The following is an 18,018-nucleotide window of genomic DNA, read 5'->3' as shown; positions in this document are numbered from 1 at the left end:
AGAGCCTGCAGGCATCGGCCTGCAGGCTCTTTTGCGTTTATTATCGTCTGCCCCACGGCATAGGACCCGGTCCCATCTGAGGACCCCATGGACCCATCCCCGGTCCGTAACCCGGCATGGCCTGGACGGTCTGGCCCGGCATTGTTTCGTTCACTTCTGTGTAATAGTGGCGCGGCACTTGTACGGTATGCTGACGGTTGACGTTCACGAACGGGTGGACCACCGGCAGTTCCTGCGGTGTGAACGTATCGTGATAGCGGTACTGTGTCGGGCAGATGACCGGCTGTGCCGCGCTGTTGCATGGCTGCATCGGCGGCATCGGCTGCGGTCTCATTCCACAGCGGTTCTGATTGGAATGCATCATCTCATCACCTCCTCCCTCCATTACATGCAAATGAGCCGAACTGAAGCGGGCTTGCGCCTCGGAGGAAAAAAGATTCGCTAGTTATGTTTTCCGGATCCATCCATGCATCAAAAAAACCTTCCGGCTGGAAGGTTTTCTCATTGATAGTCCCTTGGGAGTTCGTGTTCATCGAACCCATACTCCGGCGGGGGTGCCGGACGGTGTGCAATCCGTCTGCTGAAATCCGGTGCTCCTTCGCCGATCATCTGCAGGCTTGCGATATAGTCAGGATCGCTGCGCAGATTCATTTCGTCTGGATGAATGTGCTGACGTTCCACTTGGATCACCTTCCCCTGATGTTTTCACATGGCAGGACAACAGTGCGTGAACAAGATCTGCGACAAAACAGACAACAGACTTCCTACCTCTTACTCTATCATATTCCGCGTCTCATTACAATACTATTCATTCTATTCAGATAGTTATACAGCTATCGCCTTGTTTCAGCTCTTTCCATTTCGGCTATAGTATAAAGACCATAAGCAGTGAGGAGGCTGTCGCATGAAACGCATTATCCTGTTTGACGGCGAATGTAATTTCTGTGATGCAAGCGTACAATTCATCATAAAACGCGACCCTTATGAATATTTCCAGTTTGCCGCGCTGGAAAGTGAGACCGGCAGGCAGCTGGCGGAGGACTATCATATTCCTGATGATGTGGACAGCATGGTCCTCATCGAAAACGGCAAGACCTATATGAAGTCAGGGGCCGCCCTGCGGATTGCGAAGAAACTGGATGGACTTTGGCATCTCGCCTTCCTGTTCATCCTCATTCCGGCGCCGATCCGGGACAGCGTCTATGATTTTGTGGCGCGCAACCGGTACAAATGGTTCGGGAAGAAAGAGGAAGCCTGCATGCTTCCATCGCCATCCGAGCGGAAACGGTTCATCTGAAAAAAAGACGGCTCCCCACTCACGGGAAGCCGTCTTTTCTCATGTCTGTAATTGGTCCGTCTCTTCTTTCGTGAACGCCCGCGACCGGGTAAGAAACCGCTTGCCTTCCACCCCTTCGAGGGAAAACATGCCGCCCCGCCCGTCAACGACGTCGATGATCAGCTGGGTATGCTTCCAGTAATCGAACTGCGACTTGAGCATATAGAACGGGACTCCTCCGATATGGCCAAGCAGGACATCCTGACTGCCGATGAGCAGGTCCCCCTCCGGGTAGCACATTGGAGAGGAACCGTCACAGCAGCCCCCTGACTGGTGGAACATGAGCGGACCGTGTTTCTGTTCCAGCAGTCGGATGAGGGCGAGTGCCTCTTCCGTCGCTGTGACTCGTTCCGTCATCTGCGGTTCACCTCTTTCCGATCAGAAGAACCCTTGTTTCTGTTCGCTGTAGCTGACGAGCATGTTCTTCGTCTGCTGGTAATGTTCGAGCATCATCAGGTGATTCTCACGGCCGATGCCAGATGCTTTATAGCCGCCGAACGCCGCATGTGCAGGATAGGCATGGTAGCAGTTCGTCCAGACCCGGCCGGCTTCAATTCCGCGGCCGAACCGGTAGGCCGTGTTCATGTCGCGTGTCCAGACGCCTGAACCGAGGCCGTACAGCGTATCGTTCGCGATCTCGAGCGCCTCTTCTTTTGTTTTGAATGTCGTCACGGCGACGACCGGTCCGAAGATCTCCTCCTGGAAGATCCTCATTTTGTTATGGCCCTTGAATACCGTCGGTTTGACATAGTAGCCGCCAGACAGATCCCCGTCGAGCTTGTTCTGCTCGCCGCCTGTCAGGCATTCGGCCCCTTCCTGCTTGCCGATGTCCAGATAGGAAAGGATCTTCTCCAGCTGCTCGTTCGAGGCCTGTGCGCCCATCATCACAGTCGGATCGAGCGGATTGCCGATCTTGATGGCTTCGACACGGGCGAGCGCACGCTCCATGAATTCGTCATAGATCGATTCCTGGATGAGCGCACGGGACGGGCATGTGCACACTTCCCCCTGATTCAGGGCAAACATGACAAACCCTTCCACCGCCTTGTCCAGGAAGTCATCGTCCTCCGCCATGACGTCTTCAAAGAAGATGTTCGGCGACTTTCCGCCAAGTTCCAATGTAACCGGGATGAGATTCTGTGACGCGTACTGCATGATCATCCGGCCGGTCGTCGTTTCGCCCGTGAATGCGACTTTACCGATCCGTGGGTTCGAAGCGAGCGGTTTGCCCGCCTCCAGCCCGAAGCCGTTCACGACGTTCAGGACACCCGGCGGCAGCAGATCTTCGATCAGTTCGACGAGCACCAGGATTGAGGCCGGTGTCTGTTCCGCCGGCTTGAGGACGACACAGTTCCCTGCCGCAAGTGCCGGCGCAAGCTTCCAGACAGCCATGAGGATCGGAAAGTTCCATGGGATGATCTGCCCGACGACGCCGATCGGCTCATGGAAGTGGTAGGCGACCGTATCGTTATCGATTTGGCTGACGCCGCCTTCCTGCGCGCGGACGGCTGAAGCGAAGTAGCGGAAATGGTCGATGGCAAGCGGCAGGTCGGCGTTCAATGTCTCACGCACCGCCTTGCCGTTCTCCCAAGTCTCCGCCACTGCGAGCATTTCCAGGTTCTGTTCCATGCGGTCGGCGATTTTCAGCAGGATATTGGCCCGTTCCGTAACGGACGTCTTCCCCCAAGCGTCTTTTGCAGCATGCGCCGCATCCAGCGCCAGCTCGATGTCCTCCTCCTTCGAGCGTGCCACCTGCGTGAACACCTTGCCTGTGACCGGTGACGGATTATCGAAGTACTCGCCGCTCAGCGGTGCCGTCCATTTCCCGTTGATGAAATTATCGTAGCGTTCCTTGAAGTTTACAAGCGCCCCTTCTGTGTTCGGATTTGCATATGCCTGATTCTCGACCTGCTGTACCATTTCCATTCCTCCCGTTTGTCAGTGTATTTGTAATTCCGGCTGTTTTGATCAGCCATCCATCCTACGCCGGCTTGTCCGGCCGCATGAAAGATGTATACGCTTTCATTCCGCAAAATAAAAAATGGTCGTTTCCCTATCACTATATCTGACTACTCAAACTATTACAACTTTATTCTGCAATAATTGCTTTCATAATTTACAACCCGGCAACAAGCCGGTAATAATTTGTTCATAACTCCCGCTTACAATGAATGTACGATAGAAAACAAAGGGAGAGATCACGTATGAATACATCGAAAACGAAATGGATCCTATCGACAGTGGGAGCCGGTGCGCTCGGTTCGGTGCTGACGCTCGGCGCCGTCCTGAATACGGACGTGCTGGCCCAGAAGACGGATGTCCAGTCCGCGGAAAAGACAGAAGCCGCACAGCCGTACAACGTAGAGCAGACAAGCACAGCGGCGCTCCCTCTATCCGACATGGTGGCCAAGGCCGGCAAAGCGATTGTCGCTATTGAAAACTATCAGACGGCAGGGAACCGGTTCGCCGGTAATGCCGAATCGCAGAAGGCTGGAACAGGGTCCGGAGTCGTCTATAAGACGGACAGCGAGCATGCATATGTCGTCACGAACAATCACGTCATCGAAAACGCTTCGAAACTCGTCATCACGACAGCGGGCGGACAAAAAGCGGACGCCGAACTTGTCGGTGCAGATCCGCTGACCGATATCGCGGTCGTGAAGATGGATAAGAACTATGCGGAAGGTATGCTGGCACTCGGGGACTCCAGCAAGCTGCGTGCCGGTGATCCGGTCGTTGCAATCGGCAATCCGCTCGGCATCGATTTTTCCGGAACTGTCACACAGGGCATCGTCAGCGCGCCTTCACGCTCCATCGCCGTGGATACCGCAGCCGGCAAGTGGGAAATGGACGTCATCCAGACAGACGCCGCCATCAACCCCGGGAACAGCGGCGGCGCTCTCGTCAATACGGCAGGCGAGCTGATCGGTATTAACAGCCTGAAGATTGAACAGAGCGGCGTCGAAGGACTTGGGTTTGCTATCCCGAGCAACGAAGTCAAAACGCTGGCGGCACAGCTTATGAAGAACGGTAAAATCGACCGTCCGTATATCGGCATCGGACTCATCGATCTTGCAGACGTACCGGAAATGTATGTCAGAGATCTGCCTGAGGAGGTCCATGGCGGTGTCATGGTCGGCAGTGTCGACGCCTCCTCCCCCGCGGGGAAAGCCGGCTTCAGAGAGCAGGATGTCATCACAGCCGTCAACGGCAAGGCGGTCGAGTCGTCCGCGGACTTGCGCAAACTGCTGTATACCGACCTGCATATCGGCGACCGGGCGAAGTTCACAATCTACCGGAACGGCGATAAGATGGAACTTACATCCCAGCTTGCCAGCAGCTCCTCCGCCACTGAATAATCGCGATCGATCCAGCCGTCCTGAAAACGGAGTATCCCTTTTCAGGACGGCTTTGCCTATGTGTGAAACAGTTGCGCAGCCGCCTTGTTTTCAGATAGGTTAAGACTATACAGGAGGCGATGGCCGTTGAAAATCCTTGTTATCGAAGATAACGAAAACGTATCGCAGATGATCGAGCTGTTCTTTGTGAAGGAAGGGATCGAGGGGCAGTTCATCACCGACGGCAGAGAGGGGCTCCGCCGGGCGCAGGAAGAGAACTGGGACTGCCTCATCGTCGACTGGATGCTGCCGTCGACGGATGGAGTCGCCATCTGCCGGTCACTCCGGTCTGACGGCAATGACGTTCCGATCATCATGCTGACGGCCAAAGACACGGAGTCGGACCAGGTGCTCGGCCTCGAGATGGGCGCCGATGATTATGTGACGAAACCGTTCAGTCCGCTCGCCCTCATGGCGCGCATCAAGGCGGTCACACGAAGGAGAGGCTCTGCTTCCGGCGGCGTACATCTCTTGCAGGCCGGCTTGTTCAAGGTGGATGAACAGGCCCGTCAAATCACGGCTGATGGGCGTCTGATCGATAATCTGACACCTAAGGAGTACGATCTGCTTGTGTTCTTCATCCGCCACCCGAAGCAGGTATTCAGCCGGGACCAGCTGCTAGAACACGTGTGGGGATTCGACTTCTACGGGGACGACAGGACGGTCGATGTGCACGTGAAACGTCTGCGGACAAAACTCGGCCGTCTCGGGGCGTCCGCCATCCAGACAGTCTGGGGTGTCGGCTACAAGTTCGACGGCTTCCCGGAGGACGTCCGATGAAAGTGAATGTGTTCACCCAGCAGCTGATCAGCCACGTCACCGTGATCCTGGCGGCCATCCTGTTGGCCGGCTTCCTGTTCTCCCATTTCTTTGAGCAATACGTATACGATACGAAAACAGAGGAGCTCACCCAGTACGGGCAGTCGCTCCTGAGCGATCTCGGCCGCAGCAGCCAGCCGGCGGATGCGGTGCTGCGCTCATTCGGCCGGGTGCTGAAGAGCCGGGAGATCGAGTACAGCCTGTTCGATGAGCAGTCGAAGATCATCTACTCGACAGGTCTCCGGACGCCGCTGATCGAGCTGGATGAATCCGAATGGACGAAACTGCAGGACGGTGAAACGATCTCCGTCAGGCAGGAACAGGAGCGGTTCAGCCAGGCTGTGACCTTCGTGCTCCTCCCTTATTTCCAGCACGGGCAGTTTGTCGGCGGCGTCCTGCTGACGTCACCGATCGGGGGTACGCAGACCGTCATCGCACAGATGAACCGGTACCTGGTCTATGCAGCAATCGCCGCACTGGCAGCCGCCGTCCTTCTCAGCGGATTGTTCGCGCTCTATTACGGCCGCCGGATCCGAAAGATACGAAGGGCGGCATCAGCCGTTTCCTCCGGGGATTACTCGATCCGGCTGGCAACTTCCGGACGGGATGAGATCGATGAGCTGGCGGCTGATTTCAATGCGATGGTCCGTGATCTGCATGCTTCCCATGAAGAGATCGAAAACCTTGAAAACCGCAGACGCCAATTCATGGCGGATGTCTCCCACGAACTGCGCACACCGCTGACGACGATCCGCGGAACGATCGAGGGCCTGCAGAACGACATGATCCCCAACCAGCAGCGCCGGAAAGCACTTGGACTTGCGGGCAGCGAAACGAAGCGGCTGCTCCGGCTCGTCAATGAAAACCTCGACTACGAAAAGATCCGCTCCAACCAGATCACGCTCGTGAAACAGGAGATCCGGATTCTGGATCTGTTCGAAATCGTCCGTGATCAGCTCGAACCGCTGGCAGAAGAACGCCGGACAGCCATAACCGTCCAAGCATCGGAATCGATGACTGTCCATGCCGACTATGACCGCCTTACACAGATCCTGCTGAACATTACGAAAAACAGCATCCAGTTCACAGAAGACGGCACCATCGCCCTGTCCGCATGTCATGAGGATGGCCTGGATATCCTCGAAATAGAGGATACAGGCATTGGCATGACGCCTGAAGAAGTCGAACGGATCTGGAGCCGTTTCTATAAAGCGGTCGACTCCCGGGCTTCGAACCCGTACGGGGAATCCGGACTCGGCCTGTCCATCGTCCGGCAGCTCGTCAGCCTGCACGGGGGGACGATTGACGCAGTGAGCCGGAAAGGTCAGGGGACTCGTTTCGTGATCCGCCTGCCGCATGCAGCAGACTGAACGGCAGCAGTATTTGCAAATCCGCTGTTTTTTCCTGCCGTCCTGCATGGTAAACTGGACAGATGCAGCCGGCAGACGGCTGAAATTCAGCAGAACGGAGCTTTTTCTTACATGACAGCTTATTTACAGCAGCATTGGTTTTCAAATATACGCGCCGATATCCTTTCCGGAATCGTCGTGGCACTCGCCCTTATTCCGGAAGCGATCGCATTCTCGATCATCGCAGGGGTCGATCCGATGGTCGGCCTGTACGCATCCTTCATCATCGCGGTCGTCATTTCCTTCACCGGCGGACGTCCGGCCATGATTTCGGCGGCGACCGGCTCGATGGCCCTCCTGATGACACCGCTGATCCGGGACTACGGTCTCGACTATCTGCTTGCCGCGACGATTCTGACAGGGGTTCTGCAAGTGATATTCGGCGTCTTCAAAGTCGCGAAACTCATGAAGTTCATACCGAATGCCGTCATGATCGGCTTCGTCAATGCACTGGCCATCCTGATCTTCATGGCGCAGGTGCCGCACTTCTTCGGGATTTCCACCATGACGTATGTATTCGTCGCCATCACTCTGCTGATCGTCTATATCCTGCCGCGCTTTTTCACAGCTGTACCGGCTCCGCTTATCGCGATCATCGTGCTTTCGGCCGCGGCGATCTATTCAGGCGCGGATCTGCGTACTGTCGGTGATCTGGGGCAGATTACACAGTCCCTGCCGAATTTCCTGCTGCCGAACGTTCCGTTCACGCTGGAGACGCTGCTCATCATTTTGCCTTATTCGCTTGCACTCGCGATTGTCGGCCTGCTGGAGACATTGCTGACCGCAACGATTGTGGATGAAATGACAGAGACCGGCAGCGAGAAGAACCGGGAAGCGCGCGGTCAGGGAATCGCCAATATCGTAACCGGGTTCTTCGGCGGCATGGCGGGCTGCGCGATGATCGGCCAGTCGGTCATCAACGTTAAATCCGGCGGACGGACAAGGCTGTCGACACTGGTCGCCGGGATGTTCCTCATGTTTCTCATTCTGGTGCTCGGCGAATGGGTCGTCCAGATTCCGATGCCTGTCCTTGTCGGGATCATGATCATGGTGTCCGTCGGCACGTTCGACTGGGGCTCATTCAGCTATTTGCGGAAAGCGCCGAAAGCCGATGCAGCTGTCATGCTGACGACCGTCGTCATCGTTGTTGCTACGGACGATCTGTCGAAGGGTGTGCTCGCGGGCGTCATCCTGAGCGCCGTCCTGTTCGTCGCAAAGATTTCGAAGATCGAAGTCGTCCGGATCGCCGAGCCATCCGCCGTCCGTTATGCAATCAAAGGCCAATTATTTTTCGCATCCGTTGAAACTTTCCAGAATTCGTTTAAAATGGAGGAAACGGCAGATACGGTCATCCTCGATTTCACCGATTCCCAAGTGTGGGATGATTCCGCCGCTGTTGCTGTTTCCAAACTGACGGACGCGTACCGGCTCCGCGGTGTCCATGTGGAACTGAAAGGACTCGGGGACTCTGGCAGGCGTCTGCTGCGCGGACTGGACGCCTGACTTCAGACAGATGAAAGAGGTGATGTGCATGTACACGAACATCCTGCTCGCGACCGATGGCTCTGACAACTCTCTCCGTGCCGCACGCGAGGCGGCTCGGATTGCGAACTGTTCGGATGACAGTCTCATCACCATCCTGTTCGTCGCTGACTTCGACAAGGCGAAAGAAGCTGTTCTGCATGCGCCAAGCAGAGAGGCGCTCGAGGCGGCACGAAAAAAGCAGGTCCTGCCGATCGAAAAGATTTTGCAGGAATACGCGGCACCTTACCGGATCCACATCCTCCACGGCGATCCTGCTGCGGAGATCATCAACTTTGCGCATGCCGAGAATACGGATTTAGTGGTCATCGGCAGCCGGGGACTGAACGCTTTGCAGGAGATGCTGCTCGGCAGTGTCAGCCACAAAGTCATGAAACGGGTGTCCTGCCCGGTGCTGCTCGTCAAATAGCAAACCGCCGCTCCTTTACCGGAACGGCGGTTTTTCTTTCACTTCATATGCTGGAGGGCTTCCGCCACGCGGACGGTGCGCTTCGCCTGATGGGCGACCGCTTCCTGGATCGCCTTGCGGTCGGTTTTCATTTCACCGGCCTGGTCGACGGCCACGCTTGTGCCATATGGGTTCCCGCCTGCTGCGAACAGGACGGGGTCCGTATAGCCCGGTGCCGCGACGATCGCGCCCCAGTGATACATCGTCGTATAGAGGGACAGGATGGTCGCCTCCTGGCCGCCGTGCTCATTCTGTGCGGATGACATGGCGCTGACAGCTTTGTCCGCCAGTTTCCCCTGTGCCCACAGACCGCCCAGCGTGTCGATGAAACTCTGTACCTGACCCGGGATGTTGCCGAACCGGGTCGGGATGCTGAAGATGATGGAGTCCGCCCATTCGAGATCCTCGGGGGTCACTTCGGGAATATCCTTCGTTTCCTCATGGTGCTTTTTCCAAGCGGCATTCGACTCGATCGCTGCGGCCGGAGCCGTCTCCTTCACTTTCAGCAATCTGACTTCTGCACCTGCGTCTTTCGCTGCTTCCGCCGCCCACTCTGCAAGCTGGTGGTTCGTGCCGGTGGAACTGTAATATACGACTGCTGTCTTAACCATGCGAACGCCTCTTTTCCTTTTTATCTTGAATTCAAGGTAAATATACCGCATTCCGGTTTTTCCGTCCACTTACATGCTCAGCGGCGAATCATTCTTAGGACAGATTGGAATACCGCCAATACTGGAAGGCCGTCACTTCCGTCATATAGGCCAGTCCTTCACTCCGGCTCTGATGGACGGGGATCCAGCGTGTGCCGCTGCCTCTCCGGAGATAGATTTCATGATCGGGCGACTGGTCATGATAGCCGGTCAGATCGAATGTGCCATTCTTCCTGAGGACCGCCTGCACTTCGTAGTTGATGTCCGGCGCGGTCGTCAGAGGGTTCCCGACAGCATGTGTCAGGAAGAAGCCCGTCTCCCCTTCGCCGTGATCCAGCTGCTTCATCCCGATGCCTTCGTCGGATGCCGTATCGCGTTCCCGCACCTTTTTGTCGAGCCCGTATGCAACGCTTTCGCCCACTTCCTTTGTCATGATCAGCGGCGAATCTTTCCGGCTGTAATCGAGATCGATGTCCACGCACGTCCGGAACGCATCCGACTCGGGATCGAAGCGGCGGTTGTCCCCTTTGAAATAACGGTTCGGGGACAGGACATTCGGGTTCTCCAGTATGTCGTCCTCCAGAAAGGTCTTGTAGCGGAAATGCCATTGTTCCACTTGTTCCGGCGGTTTCCGGTCCCGGACCGGCTTCAGGAGCGCGTCGATCCTCCCGATGCTTTTCATCATCGTGAAGCCTTCGATGGATGCCTTCTTTTCCGTCGTTTTCGGATAGAAGATCCCGAACACTTTTGCGATGATCGACTTGGAAATATTGTACTTCTCTTCGGAGTCCGCGATCGGCCGCTCACTGTAGATCGAATACGTCAGCGGTTCGTCCTTCGGGAAATCCCGGTCGATGAACCGGTTCGCCTCCACTGTCGCCAATTCTTCCCCGTTCCGGTACACCGTATACCTCTCCGTATCTTTCATGCGCTCCCAGGACAGCGCCACTTGTGTCTTCGCGACAATTGTCGTCATAACAAGTGACTGGAGCGGATTATCCGCGTTCTTCTCCATATCGAGCGGAGAGGTCTGGACAATGATGACGTCTTTCACTTCCCCGTCTTCTTCCCGTTCGATTGTATAATCATAGAGTTTCCCCGGAGTGAAGTCCGTGTCCTGGAAGTCGGCTGAGGTCCCTTCGTATACATGCTCCCCGTCTTTGTAGACGTGGTACGTGCCGCCCGCATCGTCCCAATCGAATGCAATCCGGCCGATGTCGTGCGTCACGGATGTGATTTCAAATCGTTCCGGCATGAGTAGTGCCTCCTTTACACGTGGTAGTAGTATTTTGCCCGTCTTGCCAATAATTGAAACTATGATATAGTAGTGGGGAAAACTGAATACGATTGACCACTGGGGGAGTCTTTGCACAAGACTGAGACGCATATGGATATGCGGACCCTTCGAACCTGATCTGGCTCATACCAGCGTAGGGAAGTGGCTCGCAGGCAGGATGTTCCACTATGCAGATTTGTCTTTCCGCAATGATCCCTGATTCGCGAACCGCTTCTTTCGGCTGATGGGCCGATGGAGCGGTTTTTTCGTATTTCAAGGAAAGGGGAAGATGATGATGACATTTTGTGAAGACGTACGGCGCCTGTGTGACCCGATCTGGGAGGAGAGTTTCAACCATCCCTTCATTCGGAAGATCGCCGATGGAACATTGCCGGAGGAGGTGTTTCGCCATTATGTATTGCAGGACTCCTATTATCTGAAGCACTTTGCAAAGGTGCATGCACTGGCGGCTGTCCAGGCAAAAGACCTGCGGACGACCCAGGCGTTCGCGCAGCACGCGGAGGATACGTGCGGCGCGGAGATTTCGCTGCATGAAGGATTCTTCGATCTGCTCGGCATCACACAGAAGGACTTGGATGAGTTCGAACCCGCTCCGACTGCGTATGCCTACACGTCGCATCTGTACCGGACTGCCATGAACGGAGATCTGGCGGATACGCTGGCTGCCCTCCTGCCGTGCTACTGGCTGTACTATGAAATCGGGGAGCGGCTCAAGGATGCAAAGCCGGATCATCCGGTCTATGACAAGTGGGTCGCGACCTACGGCTCGGAGTGGTTCGAACGCGCGACCCGGGAGCAGATCGACCGGATGGACGGACTGGCGGACGGACTGTCGGAAACACGCCGGAAAGAGCTGCAGGCCCACTTCGTGAAGAGCAGCCATTACGAAACACAGTTCTGGGAGATGGCCTGGACCGGCCAGCAGTGGTCCCTGCTCGGTGACAAGGAAGTGACCGTATGAGGCTGCCTGCCGAGACGATTGCAGCTGTCCGGGATTCCTCCCCGCTCGTCCACTGCATGACGAACATCGTCGTGGCGAACTTCCAGGCGAACGGCCTCCTGGCTTTAGGGGCGTCCCCGATCATGGCGGATTCTGCGGAAGAGGCGTCCGATATCGCTGCACTCGCCTCCTGCACGCTATTGAATATCGGGACACTGGATCCGCAGAAGATCGAAGCCATGCTCATCGCAGGAAAGAGCGCACGGGCAGCCGGTAATCCGCTGATCCTGGACCCCGTCGGCGCAGGTGCGACGCCCTACCGGAAACGGACCGCAGAACGCCTGTTACAGGAACTCGACATCACGATGATCCGCGGCAATGCGGGTGAAATCGCTGCGCTCGCCAACATAGAATGGAAATCGAAAGGAGTGGACGCAGGCAGCGGGGATACCGACATCACAGAAGCGGCCCGCCGTGCGGCAAAGGCACACAACTGTCTCGTTGCAGTGACCGGAGACGATGACATCATCACGGACGGGGTACGGACAATCCGCATATCCGGCGGGCACCCGATGATGACAGCGACAACCGGCACCGGCTGCCTGCTGAGTGCCATCTGCGGGGCATTCCTTGCTGTCGGACGGAGTGAGCCGCTCCTGACAGCGGCGTACAGCCTGGCGTTTTATAAAAAGTGCGGGGAAGCGGCTGCGGAAGCTTCCGGAGGACCCGGGGATTTTCCTGTCCATTTCCTGAACGCACTCCACTCCCTCGATGATCCATGTGTCAGGGCCGATCAATTCCGCTTTGAAGAGGAGATGATTTCATGACTTCCGTGGCACTGACGATTGCCGGATCCGATTCCGGCGGAGGTGCAGGCATCCAGGCGGATTTGAAGACGTTCCAGGAACTCGGCGTCTTCGGGACATCCGTACTGACCGCCATCACTGCACAGAATACTCGCGGCGTTCATGCGGTGCAGCCTGTCGAGCCTGCGATCGTCCAGGCCCAGCTGGATGCGGTGTTTTCAGATTTCCCGGTTCGAGCCGTCAAGACGGGGATGCTGTATTCAGCCGAGCTGATCGAGATGACAGCGGAGGTTCTCCGCAGCAGGAAGACGATCCCGCTGGTCATCGATCCGGTGATGATCGCAAAAGGGGGTGCGTCCCTGCTGCAGGAAGAAGCGGTCAGGTCGCTGCGGCACGGACTGCTCCCGCTTGCTGCCCTCGTCACACCGAATATTCCGGAAGCGGAGGTCCTGACAGGGATGACGATCCGATCGGCCGTCGATATGGAGAATGCGGCACGGCAGCTGCTCGGCTTGGGGGCGTCCGCTGTTCTGCTGAAAGGCGGCCACCGGACGGATGTGCCGTTTGCGGAAGATCTGTTCCTGTCAGCCGACGGAACGTCTTTCCTTATGCGCTCCAGTCGTATTGACACGCAGCATACCCATGGGACGGGCTGCACGTTTGCAGCGGCCATCACTGCTGAGCTTGCAAAGGGGCATAGTCTGCAGGCGGCCGCCCGGACGGCGAAGCAGTTCATCCAGCTCGCGATCGAACACGCCCCCGGTATCGGCAGCGGTCATGGACCGACGAACCACGCCGCCTGGCGCGTGCACAATGATGCACGGACAGAGGGGGTTGAACTCATTGCATCCAATTGACCTGCGTCTGTACTTCATCATGGGGTCGGCAGATGTTCCGGCCGGTGATCCGCTGACCGTCCTCGAAGCTGCCTTGCGGGGCGGGGTCACCTGCTTCCAACTCCGTGAGAAAGGGCCTGCCGCTTTGACCGGCCTGGAAAAAACCGCGTTCGCCGAGAGCTGTCTCCGGTTGTGCAGAGCATTCGGAGTCTCGTTCATCGTCAATGATGACGTGGAATTGGCAGTGCAGACCGGGGCGGACGGAGTCCACGTCGGACAGGAGGACCGACCGGCTGCAGCTGTCCGCGGGCTGATCGGTCCTGACCGGATCCTCGGCGTCTCTGTCCATTCGGAAGACGAGGCGGCAGCAGCTGTTGCAGCAGGAGCTGATTACGTCGGCATGGGGCCGGTCTTTGCGACCCGCTCGAAAGCGGATGCCCGGGCCGTTGCCGGGACAGCAGCCATCCATGCAGCAGCCGGCCGTTTTCCGGAATTGCCGATCGTCGGCATCGGCGGCATCACGGCAGAAAAGTCCCCTGCTGTCCTAGCGGCCGGTGCAAGCGGGGTGGCGGTCATTTCCGCCATCGCCTCCGCCCCTGATGCTGAACAGACGGCAGCGGCATTCTTGAGTGCGATGGCGCAGAAGGAGGCACGCGTATGATGTCTGCGAAGAAGCTGACAGCGATCGGACTCCTGACAGCGATCGCCGTTGCCGGGTCCGCCTTCGTTTCCTTCCCGGCCGGGGTTGCACGCGCCTACCCGATCCAGCATGCCGTCAATGTTGCGGCAGCCGTATTGCTCGGACCGATTCCCGCCGTTCTGGTTGCATTCCTCACGGCCATTGTTAGGATCTTGACAGGGACAGGTTCCCTCCTGGCGTTCCCTGGCGGTATGATCGGCGCGGCGATGGCCGGTCTGCTGTATACGAGAGGGCGGCATATTTGGATGGCTGCCATTGGCGAAATGATCGGCACGGGCCTGATCGCCTCCCTGTTCGCCGTCCCATATGCAGCGGTCCTGATGGGGACGTCGGCCGGCGCCTTCTTCTTCATGCCGCCTTTCCTTGTTTCGAGTGTCAGCGGTGCTCTTCTCGGCGGGCTGCTGGCTGCGCGGCTGCAGCGTCTTCCGGCCGGCCGCCGGCTCGCATCCTGGTGACACTGTGGCGCCTGAGGTTTTTTGGAGTGTACGTCTTGACGCAGGTCTGTACCTGGTGTGCTGGACAGGCATGAGCATGACGGTTCTGCAGAAAATGCGCCGGCCCGCCGGCACACACAAGCTTTCTTTTGACTTTCCGCTCTTGAACGCGGCGAAAGTGAAGGATTATGCATGATAAAGGTTCGTGGGCCGGCGGATGGTATGAGCAGTTTTGTGGGGTTATGATCACTTTTTCCGGTTTATGATCACTTTCTGCGGTTTATGATCACTTTCCGCGATTTATGATCACTTTCCACGATTTATGATCACTTTCCGCGGTTTATGAGCACTCCCCCTTTTATTTTGTATACAGACATCAAAAAACCGGGCGGCTGCCCGGTTTTTCCGTCATTTATGATGCTGCAATGGCTTATATATGCCGCTGTCACCCGAAATCTGCAATTCGTAGACATCGGGATGCTTCAGTGCCTGCCAATCCTCGAAGCCTGCCCTTTCGTCGTAGCAGCGGAGGATCAGGATGAACAGCAGGCTGTGGGTGACGATGACGGTCCTGCTGTCATCCGGCAGCTCGGCGATCACATCGCATGCCCGCTGCATCGCATCATGCGACGACTCTCCGTCTTCATAGGACAGATTCAGATCAAGGAATGTATCCTCCACTTTCAGCAGCCAGTCATCGAAGACCTGGCTGCTCATTTGTCGTTCGGCCAGGCGGCTGTCCTCTTCGATATGGATTCCGAGCTTATCCCCGATGGCAGCAGCTGTCTGGCGGGCCCGCCGCAGCGGACTCGTGATGACTCGGTCTGCCGCCGGACATCCTTCCAGAAACTCGCCCAGCTCCTCGGAATGGATGATGCCTTCCGCTGTCAGTTCGTCATGCGCGCCATTGCCTTCCGCTTCGCCGTGATTGACCAAGTATATGGTTTTCCCCATTAAATGACCTCCTGTGTCGTAGTCTGCAATTTCCCGTGTAAAAAAAGACCGGCTGCCTGTCCGGCACCGGTCTCTTTTCCGTCAGTCCTTGCGTACCACCGGCATCGAACAGCATCGGAACGAGCCGCCGGACTTGATGATCTCCGAAAAATCAACTTCGATGACGTCGAAGCCCTTCTTCCGCATCGCCGCATTCACTTCCGGATTTTGCGGAAGGCTGAACAGCTGTCCATCCCCGATCGACAGGACGTTCGTGCCCATCGTGAACTGTTCGGACTCCTTCACTTCAATCAGATCGTACATCGACTCCAGCATCTGCCGTGTGTCCTCGTCGAACGCCTGCGGGAAATAGAGCCCGGTCTCCGGCGAGAGGACATTGAATACACAGTCCAGATGCAGATACTTTTCATCGAACGGCACCCGGATGACTTCATGGTCGGGAAGGCTCTTCTCGAGCTGGCTGACTGCTTCTTCACTCGTCCGGCTGCTGATGCCGATGAATACCCGATTCCGGTCGACGATCACATCGCCGCCTTCCACGTGGCTCTCCGATACGCGGAACGGTATATTTTCTTTCAGCAGCCAGTTTTGGAGGGCCGCCTCTTCACCTTTCCGGATATCGCTCGCCATATCTGCGAGGAACAGCCGATCACCGACCGTGAAGCCGATATCCCGCGTGAACACCTGCTCGGGATACCGTTCTGAAGACGGCAGCTTGATGACTTCCACGTTGTGCTCGCGCAGCTTTTTTTCAAACGCCTGGTGCTGCGCCATCGCTTTGGGACGGTCGATATTCTCGTCTTTATACTTTTTCTGTACGTCGTTGATGACATCTTCGATTGCCATGTATTTCGGTTCACACAGAACGACACGACGGAGTGTATCGTACTCGGTTGCACATTTTGCCGCCGGCAGCTGCGGCCGGAAAGCTTCCTGTTCCTTCTCTGCTGTTTCAGTAAGAGGGGAATTCATAGTTGTTCATCCTCCAATAAAGATGTAATTAAGTTTGTCCCTATATATTCCCCTCGCGGCTGATTATCAAACGGGCGAACCCGAATTCCGCATTGTCAATCAATTCTAATCACTGCACATTTACGGTCAATCGTTTTTTGTCGATTTCCCGGGAAATAATTCGACAGCTTTCCCCTTTTCATAGTACTCACCCAAGACATCCTCAGGCACCATCCCTCCGCCTGTCGACCATACAAGATGCCTTGCTTTCGGCGAATCAGCATCCTTCACGCTGCCTTCACTCAAGAAGACCGGACCCATCATACCTGCAAGGGCGGATGGTTCCGCAAAAATCCTCTCCGTATCTGCCAGCATTCTCAACAAGCCGAACAAGGTCCGGTCCTCCACTGTGAAGATCCCATCCAGCAGCGGGGTCATCACCTTTCCCACAAACCCTGACGGCCTTCCGACAGCAAGACCGTCTGCCGCCGTCCGGTTGTCGAGCCCGATATCCCGGACACTGATCTGTCCGTGCAGCTGTGTCATCATGCCCAGCAGCATGCAGGGCGCATTGACGGGCTCTGCAAAATAGCAATGCACAGCATCGCCGAACTGCAGTTTCAGACCAAAAGCAACTCCACCCGGTCCGCCGCCGACTCCGCATGGTAAATAGACGAACAGCGGATGCTCCTCGTCTATCCAGATATCCTGCTCCGCAAGTTGGCTGGCAAGACGCTCACCCGCTACAGCATATCCGAAGAACAGGTCCTTGGAATTCTCATCATCCACAAAGTGGCAGGATGGATCGGTTTCTGCTTCCGCCCGGCCCTCTTCCACCGCCTTGCTGTAATCATCTTCGTATTCTTTCACGATGACCCCTTTGCTGCGAAGCAGTTCCTTTTTCCACTGCTTGGCGTCCGCGGACATGTGGACGGTCACTTCGAAACCGAATGCGGCGCTGAGGATTCCAATGCTCAGACCGAGATTCCCGGTAGACCCGACTGCGATTTTGCGGGAAGCGAACAAGTCACGGAACCGGCTGTCCATGAACTGGCGGTAATCCTCTGAAGTGTCGATCAGGCCATGTTCGGCAGCCAATGACTCCGCCACTTTCAATACCTCATGGAAGCCTCCCCTCGCCTTGATGGAACCCGAAATCGGAAGAGCGTTGTCCTGTTTCAACAGAAGCATACCGGGAATTTCCATGCCGGTTGTCCGTACCAGTTCCTTCTGCATGGCCGGTATCTGCGTAAGAGGTGATTCGATACGCCCTGACCGTTCAGCAGTTTCGGGGAAAACAGCTGCGAAGAAAGGGGCGAACCGGTCGAAACGCCGTGAAGCTTCCTTCACCTCCGTGTTTGTCAGCCCAGAAACAGCCAGCCCTGTTTCGGCATCTGACACCTGAGGATTCTGCCACAGCCACTCATTCCGTTCTTTCAGCTGTCGGATATTCGGGAACCGTTCCTCCCATTCTTCCATTGTCTGCATATTGCTGCCT

General features: G+C 56.5%; 20 protein-coding genes and 1 riboswitch. Of the genes, 11 read left to right on the top strand and 9 right to left on the bottom strand.

Annotated features, from left to right (window positions below; genetic code table 11):
- Nucleotides 1-40: 40 nt before the first annotated feature.
- Nucleotides 41-364 (bottom strand): hypothetical protein, encoded by a 324-nt coding sequence (locus tag QWT68_RS13100; RefSeq protein WP_052461658.1) that lies wholly within the window; start codon nucleotides 362-364, stop codon nucleotides 41-43.
- Between the two features lie 137 nt (nucleotides 365-501).
- Entirely contained in the window at nucleotides 502-681 is a 180-nt protein-coding gene (locus tag QWT68_RS13095) for a hypothetical protein (protein WP_040285447.1), read from the bottom strand.
- Between the two features lie 223 nt (nucleotides 682-904).
- On the opposite strand from QWT68_RS13095, the gene QWT68_RS13090 reads away from it, so the two are divergent.
- Nucleotides 905-1,297, top strand: coding sequence for a thiol-disulfide oxidoreductase DCC family protein (locus tag QWT68_RS13090; RefSeq protein WP_040285446.1), 393 nt, complete (start codon nucleotides 905-907; stop codon nucleotides 1,295-1,297).
- Nucleotides 1,298-1,336: 39 nt separating this feature from the next.
- Here QWT68_RS13090 and QWT68_RS13085 read toward each other — a convergent pair whose 3' ends face one another.
- Both QWT68_RS13085 and adh read right to left on the bottom strand, forming a co-directional pair.
- Nucleotides 1,337-1,693, bottom strand: a complete 357-nt coding sequence (locus QWT68_RS13085) for a DUF779 domain-containing protein (RefSeq protein ID WP_290148616.1) — start codon at nucleotides 1,691-1,693, stop codon at nucleotides 1,337-1,339.
- A gap of 21 nt (nucleotides 1,694-1,714) precedes the next feature.
- Nucleotides 1,715-3,256 carry an aldehyde dehydrogenase gene (gene adh, locus QWT68_RS13080; protein WP_040285444.1) on the bottom strand — a complete coding sequence of 514 codons (1,542 nt, stop codon included), beginning with the start codon at nucleotides 3,254-3,256 and terminating at the stop codon, nucleotides 1,715-1,717.
- 284 nt (nucleotides 3,257-3,540) lie between these two features.
- On the opposite strand from adh, the gene QWT68_RS13075 reads away from it, so the two are divergent.
- The 5 genes from QWT68_RS13075 (at nucleotide 3,541) to QWT68_RS13055 (ending at nucleotide 8,913) form a co-directional block, all read left to right on the top strand.
- A complete protein-coding gene (locus tag QWT68_RS13075; RefSeq protein ID WP_290148615.1) occupies nucleotides 3,541-4,695 on the top strand; it encodes a S1C family serine protease in 1,155 nt (384 codons plus the stop codon).
- A 126-nt stretch (nucleotides 4,696-4,821) separates the two neighbouring features.
- Entirely contained in the window at nucleotides 4,822-5,514 is a 693-nt protein-coding gene (locus QWT68_RS13070) for a response regulator transcription factor (protein WP_040285442.1), read from the top strand.
- A complete protein-coding gene (locus tag QWT68_RS13065; protein ID WP_040285441.1) occupies nucleotides 5,511-6,923 on the top strand; it encodes a sensor histidine kinase in 1,413 nt (470 codons plus the stop codon). Before QWT68_RS13070 ends, QWT68_RS13065 begins: the two co-directional genes overlap by 4 nt.
- Nucleotides 6,924-7,034: 111 nt before the next feature.
- Nucleotides 7,035-8,465, top strand: a complete 1,431-nt coding sequence (locus tag QWT68_RS13060) for a SulP family inorganic anion transporter (RefSeq protein ID WP_040285440.1) — start codon at nucleotides 7,035-7,037, stop codon at nucleotides 8,463-8,465.
- Nucleotides 8,466-8,493: 28 nt separating this feature from the next.
- On the top strand, nucleotides 8,494-8,913 hold the full coding sequence (locus QWT68_RS13055) for a universal stress protein (protein ID WP_040285439.1): 420 nt from the start codon (nucleotides 8,494-8,496) through the stop codon (nucleotides 8,911-8,913).
- A 38-nt stretch (nucleotides 8,914-8,951) separates the two neighbouring features.
- On the opposite strand, the gene wrbA is transcribed toward QWT68_RS13055, so the two are convergent.
- Both wrbA and QWT68_RS13045 read right to left on the bottom strand, forming a co-directional pair.
- On the bottom strand, nucleotides 8,952-9,563 hold the full coding sequence (gene wrbA, locus QWT68_RS13050) for an NAD(P)H:quinone oxidoreductase (RefSeq protein WP_040285438.1): 612 nt from the start codon (nucleotides 9,561-9,563) through the stop codon (nucleotides 8,952-8,954).
- Between the two features lie 94 nt (nucleotides 9,564-9,657).
- Nucleotides 9,658-10,857 (bottom strand): DUF3238 domain-containing protein, encoded by a 1,200-nt coding sequence (locus QWT68_RS13045; protein ID WP_052461657.1) that lies wholly within the window; start codon nucleotides 10,855-10,857, stop codon nucleotides 9,658-9,660.
- Nucleotides 10,858-10,948: 91 nt separating this feature from the next.
- A riboswitch (TPP riboswitch) is annotated at nucleotides 10,949-11,056 on the top strand.
- Nucleotides 11,057-11,173: 117 nt separating this feature from the next.
- On the opposite strand from QWT68_RS13045, the gene tenA reads away from it, so the two are divergent.
- The 5 genes from tenA to thiW are packed head-to-tail and all read left to right on the top strand — an operon-like array spanning nucleotide 11,174 to nucleotide 14,636.
- Complete coding sequence (tenA, locus tag QWT68_RS13040) at nucleotides 11,174-11,860, top strand: thiaminase II (RefSeq protein ID WP_040285661.1); 687 nt, start codon at nucleotides 11,174-11,176, stop codon at nucleotides 11,858-11,860.
- A complete protein-coding gene (gene thiM / locus QWT68_RS13035; RefSeq protein WP_040285437.1) occupies nucleotides 11,857-12,666 on the top strand; it encodes a hydroxyethylthiazole kinase in 810 nt (269 codons plus the stop codon). The genes tenA and thiM overlap by 4 nt, the downstream gene beginning before the upstream one ends.
- On the top strand, nucleotides 12,663-13,502 hold the full coding sequence (thiD, locus tag QWT68_RS13030) for a bifunctional hydroxymethylpyrimidine kinase/phosphomethylpyrimidine kinase (protein WP_040285436.1): 840 nt from the start codon (nucleotides 12,663-12,665) through the stop codon (nucleotides 13,500-13,502). Before thiM ends, thiD begins: the two co-directional genes overlap by 4 nt.
- 19 nt (nucleotides 13,503-13,521) lie before the next feature.
- Nucleotides 13,522-14,142: a thiamine phosphate synthase gene (thiE, locus tag QWT68_RS13025; RefSeq protein ID WP_290150489.1), complete on the top strand. Its 621-nt coding sequence runs from the start codon at nucleotides 13,522-13,524 to the stop codon at nucleotides 14,140-14,142.
- The gene (gene thiW, locus QWT68_RS13020; protein WP_040285660.1) at nucleotides 14,142-14,636 is read left to right on the top strand and encodes an energy coupling factor transporter S component ThiW; all 495 of its coding nucleotides are present in this window, start codon (nucleotides 14,142-14,144) and stop codon (nucleotides 14,634-14,636) included. The genes thiE and thiW overlap by 1 nt, the downstream gene beginning before the upstream one ends.
- A gap of 387 nt (nucleotides 14,637-15,023) precedes the next feature.
- Here thiW and QWT68_RS13015 read toward each other — a convergent pair whose 3' ends face one another.
- The 3 genes from QWT68_RS13015 to dsdA form a co-directional block, all read right to left on the bottom strand.
- Nucleotides 15,024-15,569 carry a histidine phosphatase family protein gene (locus QWT68_RS13015; RefSeq protein ID WP_040285434.1) on the bottom strand — a complete coding sequence of 182 codons (546 nt, stop codon included), beginning with the start codon at nucleotides 15,567-15,569 and terminating at the stop codon, nucleotides 15,024-15,026.
- 81 nt (nucleotides 15,570-15,650) lie between these two features.
- Entirely contained in the window at nucleotides 15,651-16,541 is an 891-nt protein-coding gene (locus QWT68_RS13010) for a dimethylarginine dimethylaminohydrolase family protein (protein ID WP_082023239.1), read from the bottom strand.
- Nucleotides 16,542-16,667: 126 nt separating this feature from the next.
- Nucleotides 16,668-18,008: a D-serine ammonia-lyase gene (gene dsdA, locus QWT68_RS13005; protein WP_290148614.1), complete on the bottom strand. Its 1,341-nt coding sequence runs from the start codon at nucleotides 18,006-18,008 to the stop codon at nucleotides 16,668-16,670.
- Between the last annotated feature and the right edge of the window lie 10 nt (nucleotides 18,009-18,018).

Source organism: Sporosarcina trichiuri, assembly GCF_030406775.1.
GTDB lineage: Bacteria > Bacillota > Bacilli > Bacillales_A > Planococcaceae > Sporosarcina > Sporosarcina trichiuri.
The sequence above is the reverse complement of the archived record's forward strand: the minus strand, read 5'-3'. Positions and strand labels throughout refer to the sequence as shown.

Excerpts from the sequence above, each read along its gene's own strand:
- QWT68_RS13100 (WP_052461658.1), bottom strand. The coding sequence starts at position 364 with ATGATGCATTCCAATCAGAACCGCTGTGGAATGAGACCGCAGCCGATG.
- QWT68_RS13015 (WP_040285434.1), bottom strand. The coding sequence starts at position 15,569 with ATGGGGAAAACCATATACTTGGTCAATCACGGCGAAGCGGAAGGCAAT.
- QWT68_RS13060 (WP_040285440.1), top strand. The coding sequence starts at position 7,035 with ATGACAGCTTATTTACAGCAGCATTGGTTTTCAAATATACGCGCCGAT.
- tenA (WP_040285661.1), top strand. The coding sequence starts at position 11,174 with ATGACATTTTGTGAAGACGTACGGCGCCTGTGTGACCCGATCTGGGAG.
- QWT68_RS13065 (WP_040285441.1), top strand. The coding sequence starts at position 5,511 with ATGAAAGTGAATGTGTTCACCCAGCAGCTGATCAGCCACGTCACCGTG.
- thiD (WP_040285436.1), top strand. The coding sequence starts at position 12,663 with ATGACTTCCGTGGCACTGACGATTGCCGGATCCGATTCCGGCGGAGGT.
- QWT68_RS13090 (WP_040285446.1), top strand. The coding sequence starts at position 905 with ATGAAACGCATTATCCTGTTTGACGGCGAATGTAATTTCTGTGATGCA.
- dsdA (WP_290148614.1), bottom strand. The coding sequence starts at position 18,008 with ATGCAGACAATGGAAGAATGGGAGGAACGGTTCCCGAATATCCGACAG.
- QWT68_RS13085 (WP_290148616.1), bottom strand. The coding sequence starts at position 1,693 with ATGACGGAACGAGTCACAGCGACGGAAGAGGCACTCGCCCTCATCCGA.
- adh (WP_040285444.1), bottom strand. The coding sequence starts at position 3,256 with ATGGTACAGCAGGTCGAGAATCAGGCATATGCAAATCCGAACACAGAA.
- thiE (WP_290150489.1), top strand. The coding sequence starts at position 13,522 with ATGGGGTCGGCAGATGTTCCGGCCGGTGATCCGCTGACCGTCCTCGAA.
- QWT68_RS13045 (WP_052461657.1), bottom strand. The coding sequence starts at position 10,857 with ATGCCGGAACGATTTGAAATCACATCCGTGACGCACGACATCGGCCGG.
- QWT68_RS13010 (WP_082023239.1), bottom strand. The coding sequence starts at position 16,541 with ATGAATTCCCCTCTTACTGAAACAGCAGAGAAGGAACAGGAAGCTTTC.
- QWT68_RS13075 (WP_290148615.1), top strand. The coding sequence starts at position 3,541 with ATGAATACATCGAAAACGAAATGGATCCTATCGACAGTGGGAGCCGGT.
- thiW (WP_040285660.1), top strand. The coding sequence starts at position 14,142 with ATGTCTGCGAAGAAGCTGACAGCGATCGGACTCCTGACAGCGATCGCC.
- thiM (WP_040285437.1), top strand. The coding sequence starts at position 11,857 with ATGAGGCTGCCTGCCGAGACGATTGCAGCTGTCCGGGATTCCTCCCCG.
- wrbA (WP_040285438.1), bottom strand. The coding sequence starts at position 9,563 with ATGGTTAAGACAGCAGTCGTATATTACAGTTCCACCGGCACGAACCAC.
- QWT68_RS13055 (WP_040285439.1), top strand. The coding sequence starts at position 8,494 with ATGTACACGAACATCCTGCTCGCGACCGATGGCTCTGACAACTCTCTC.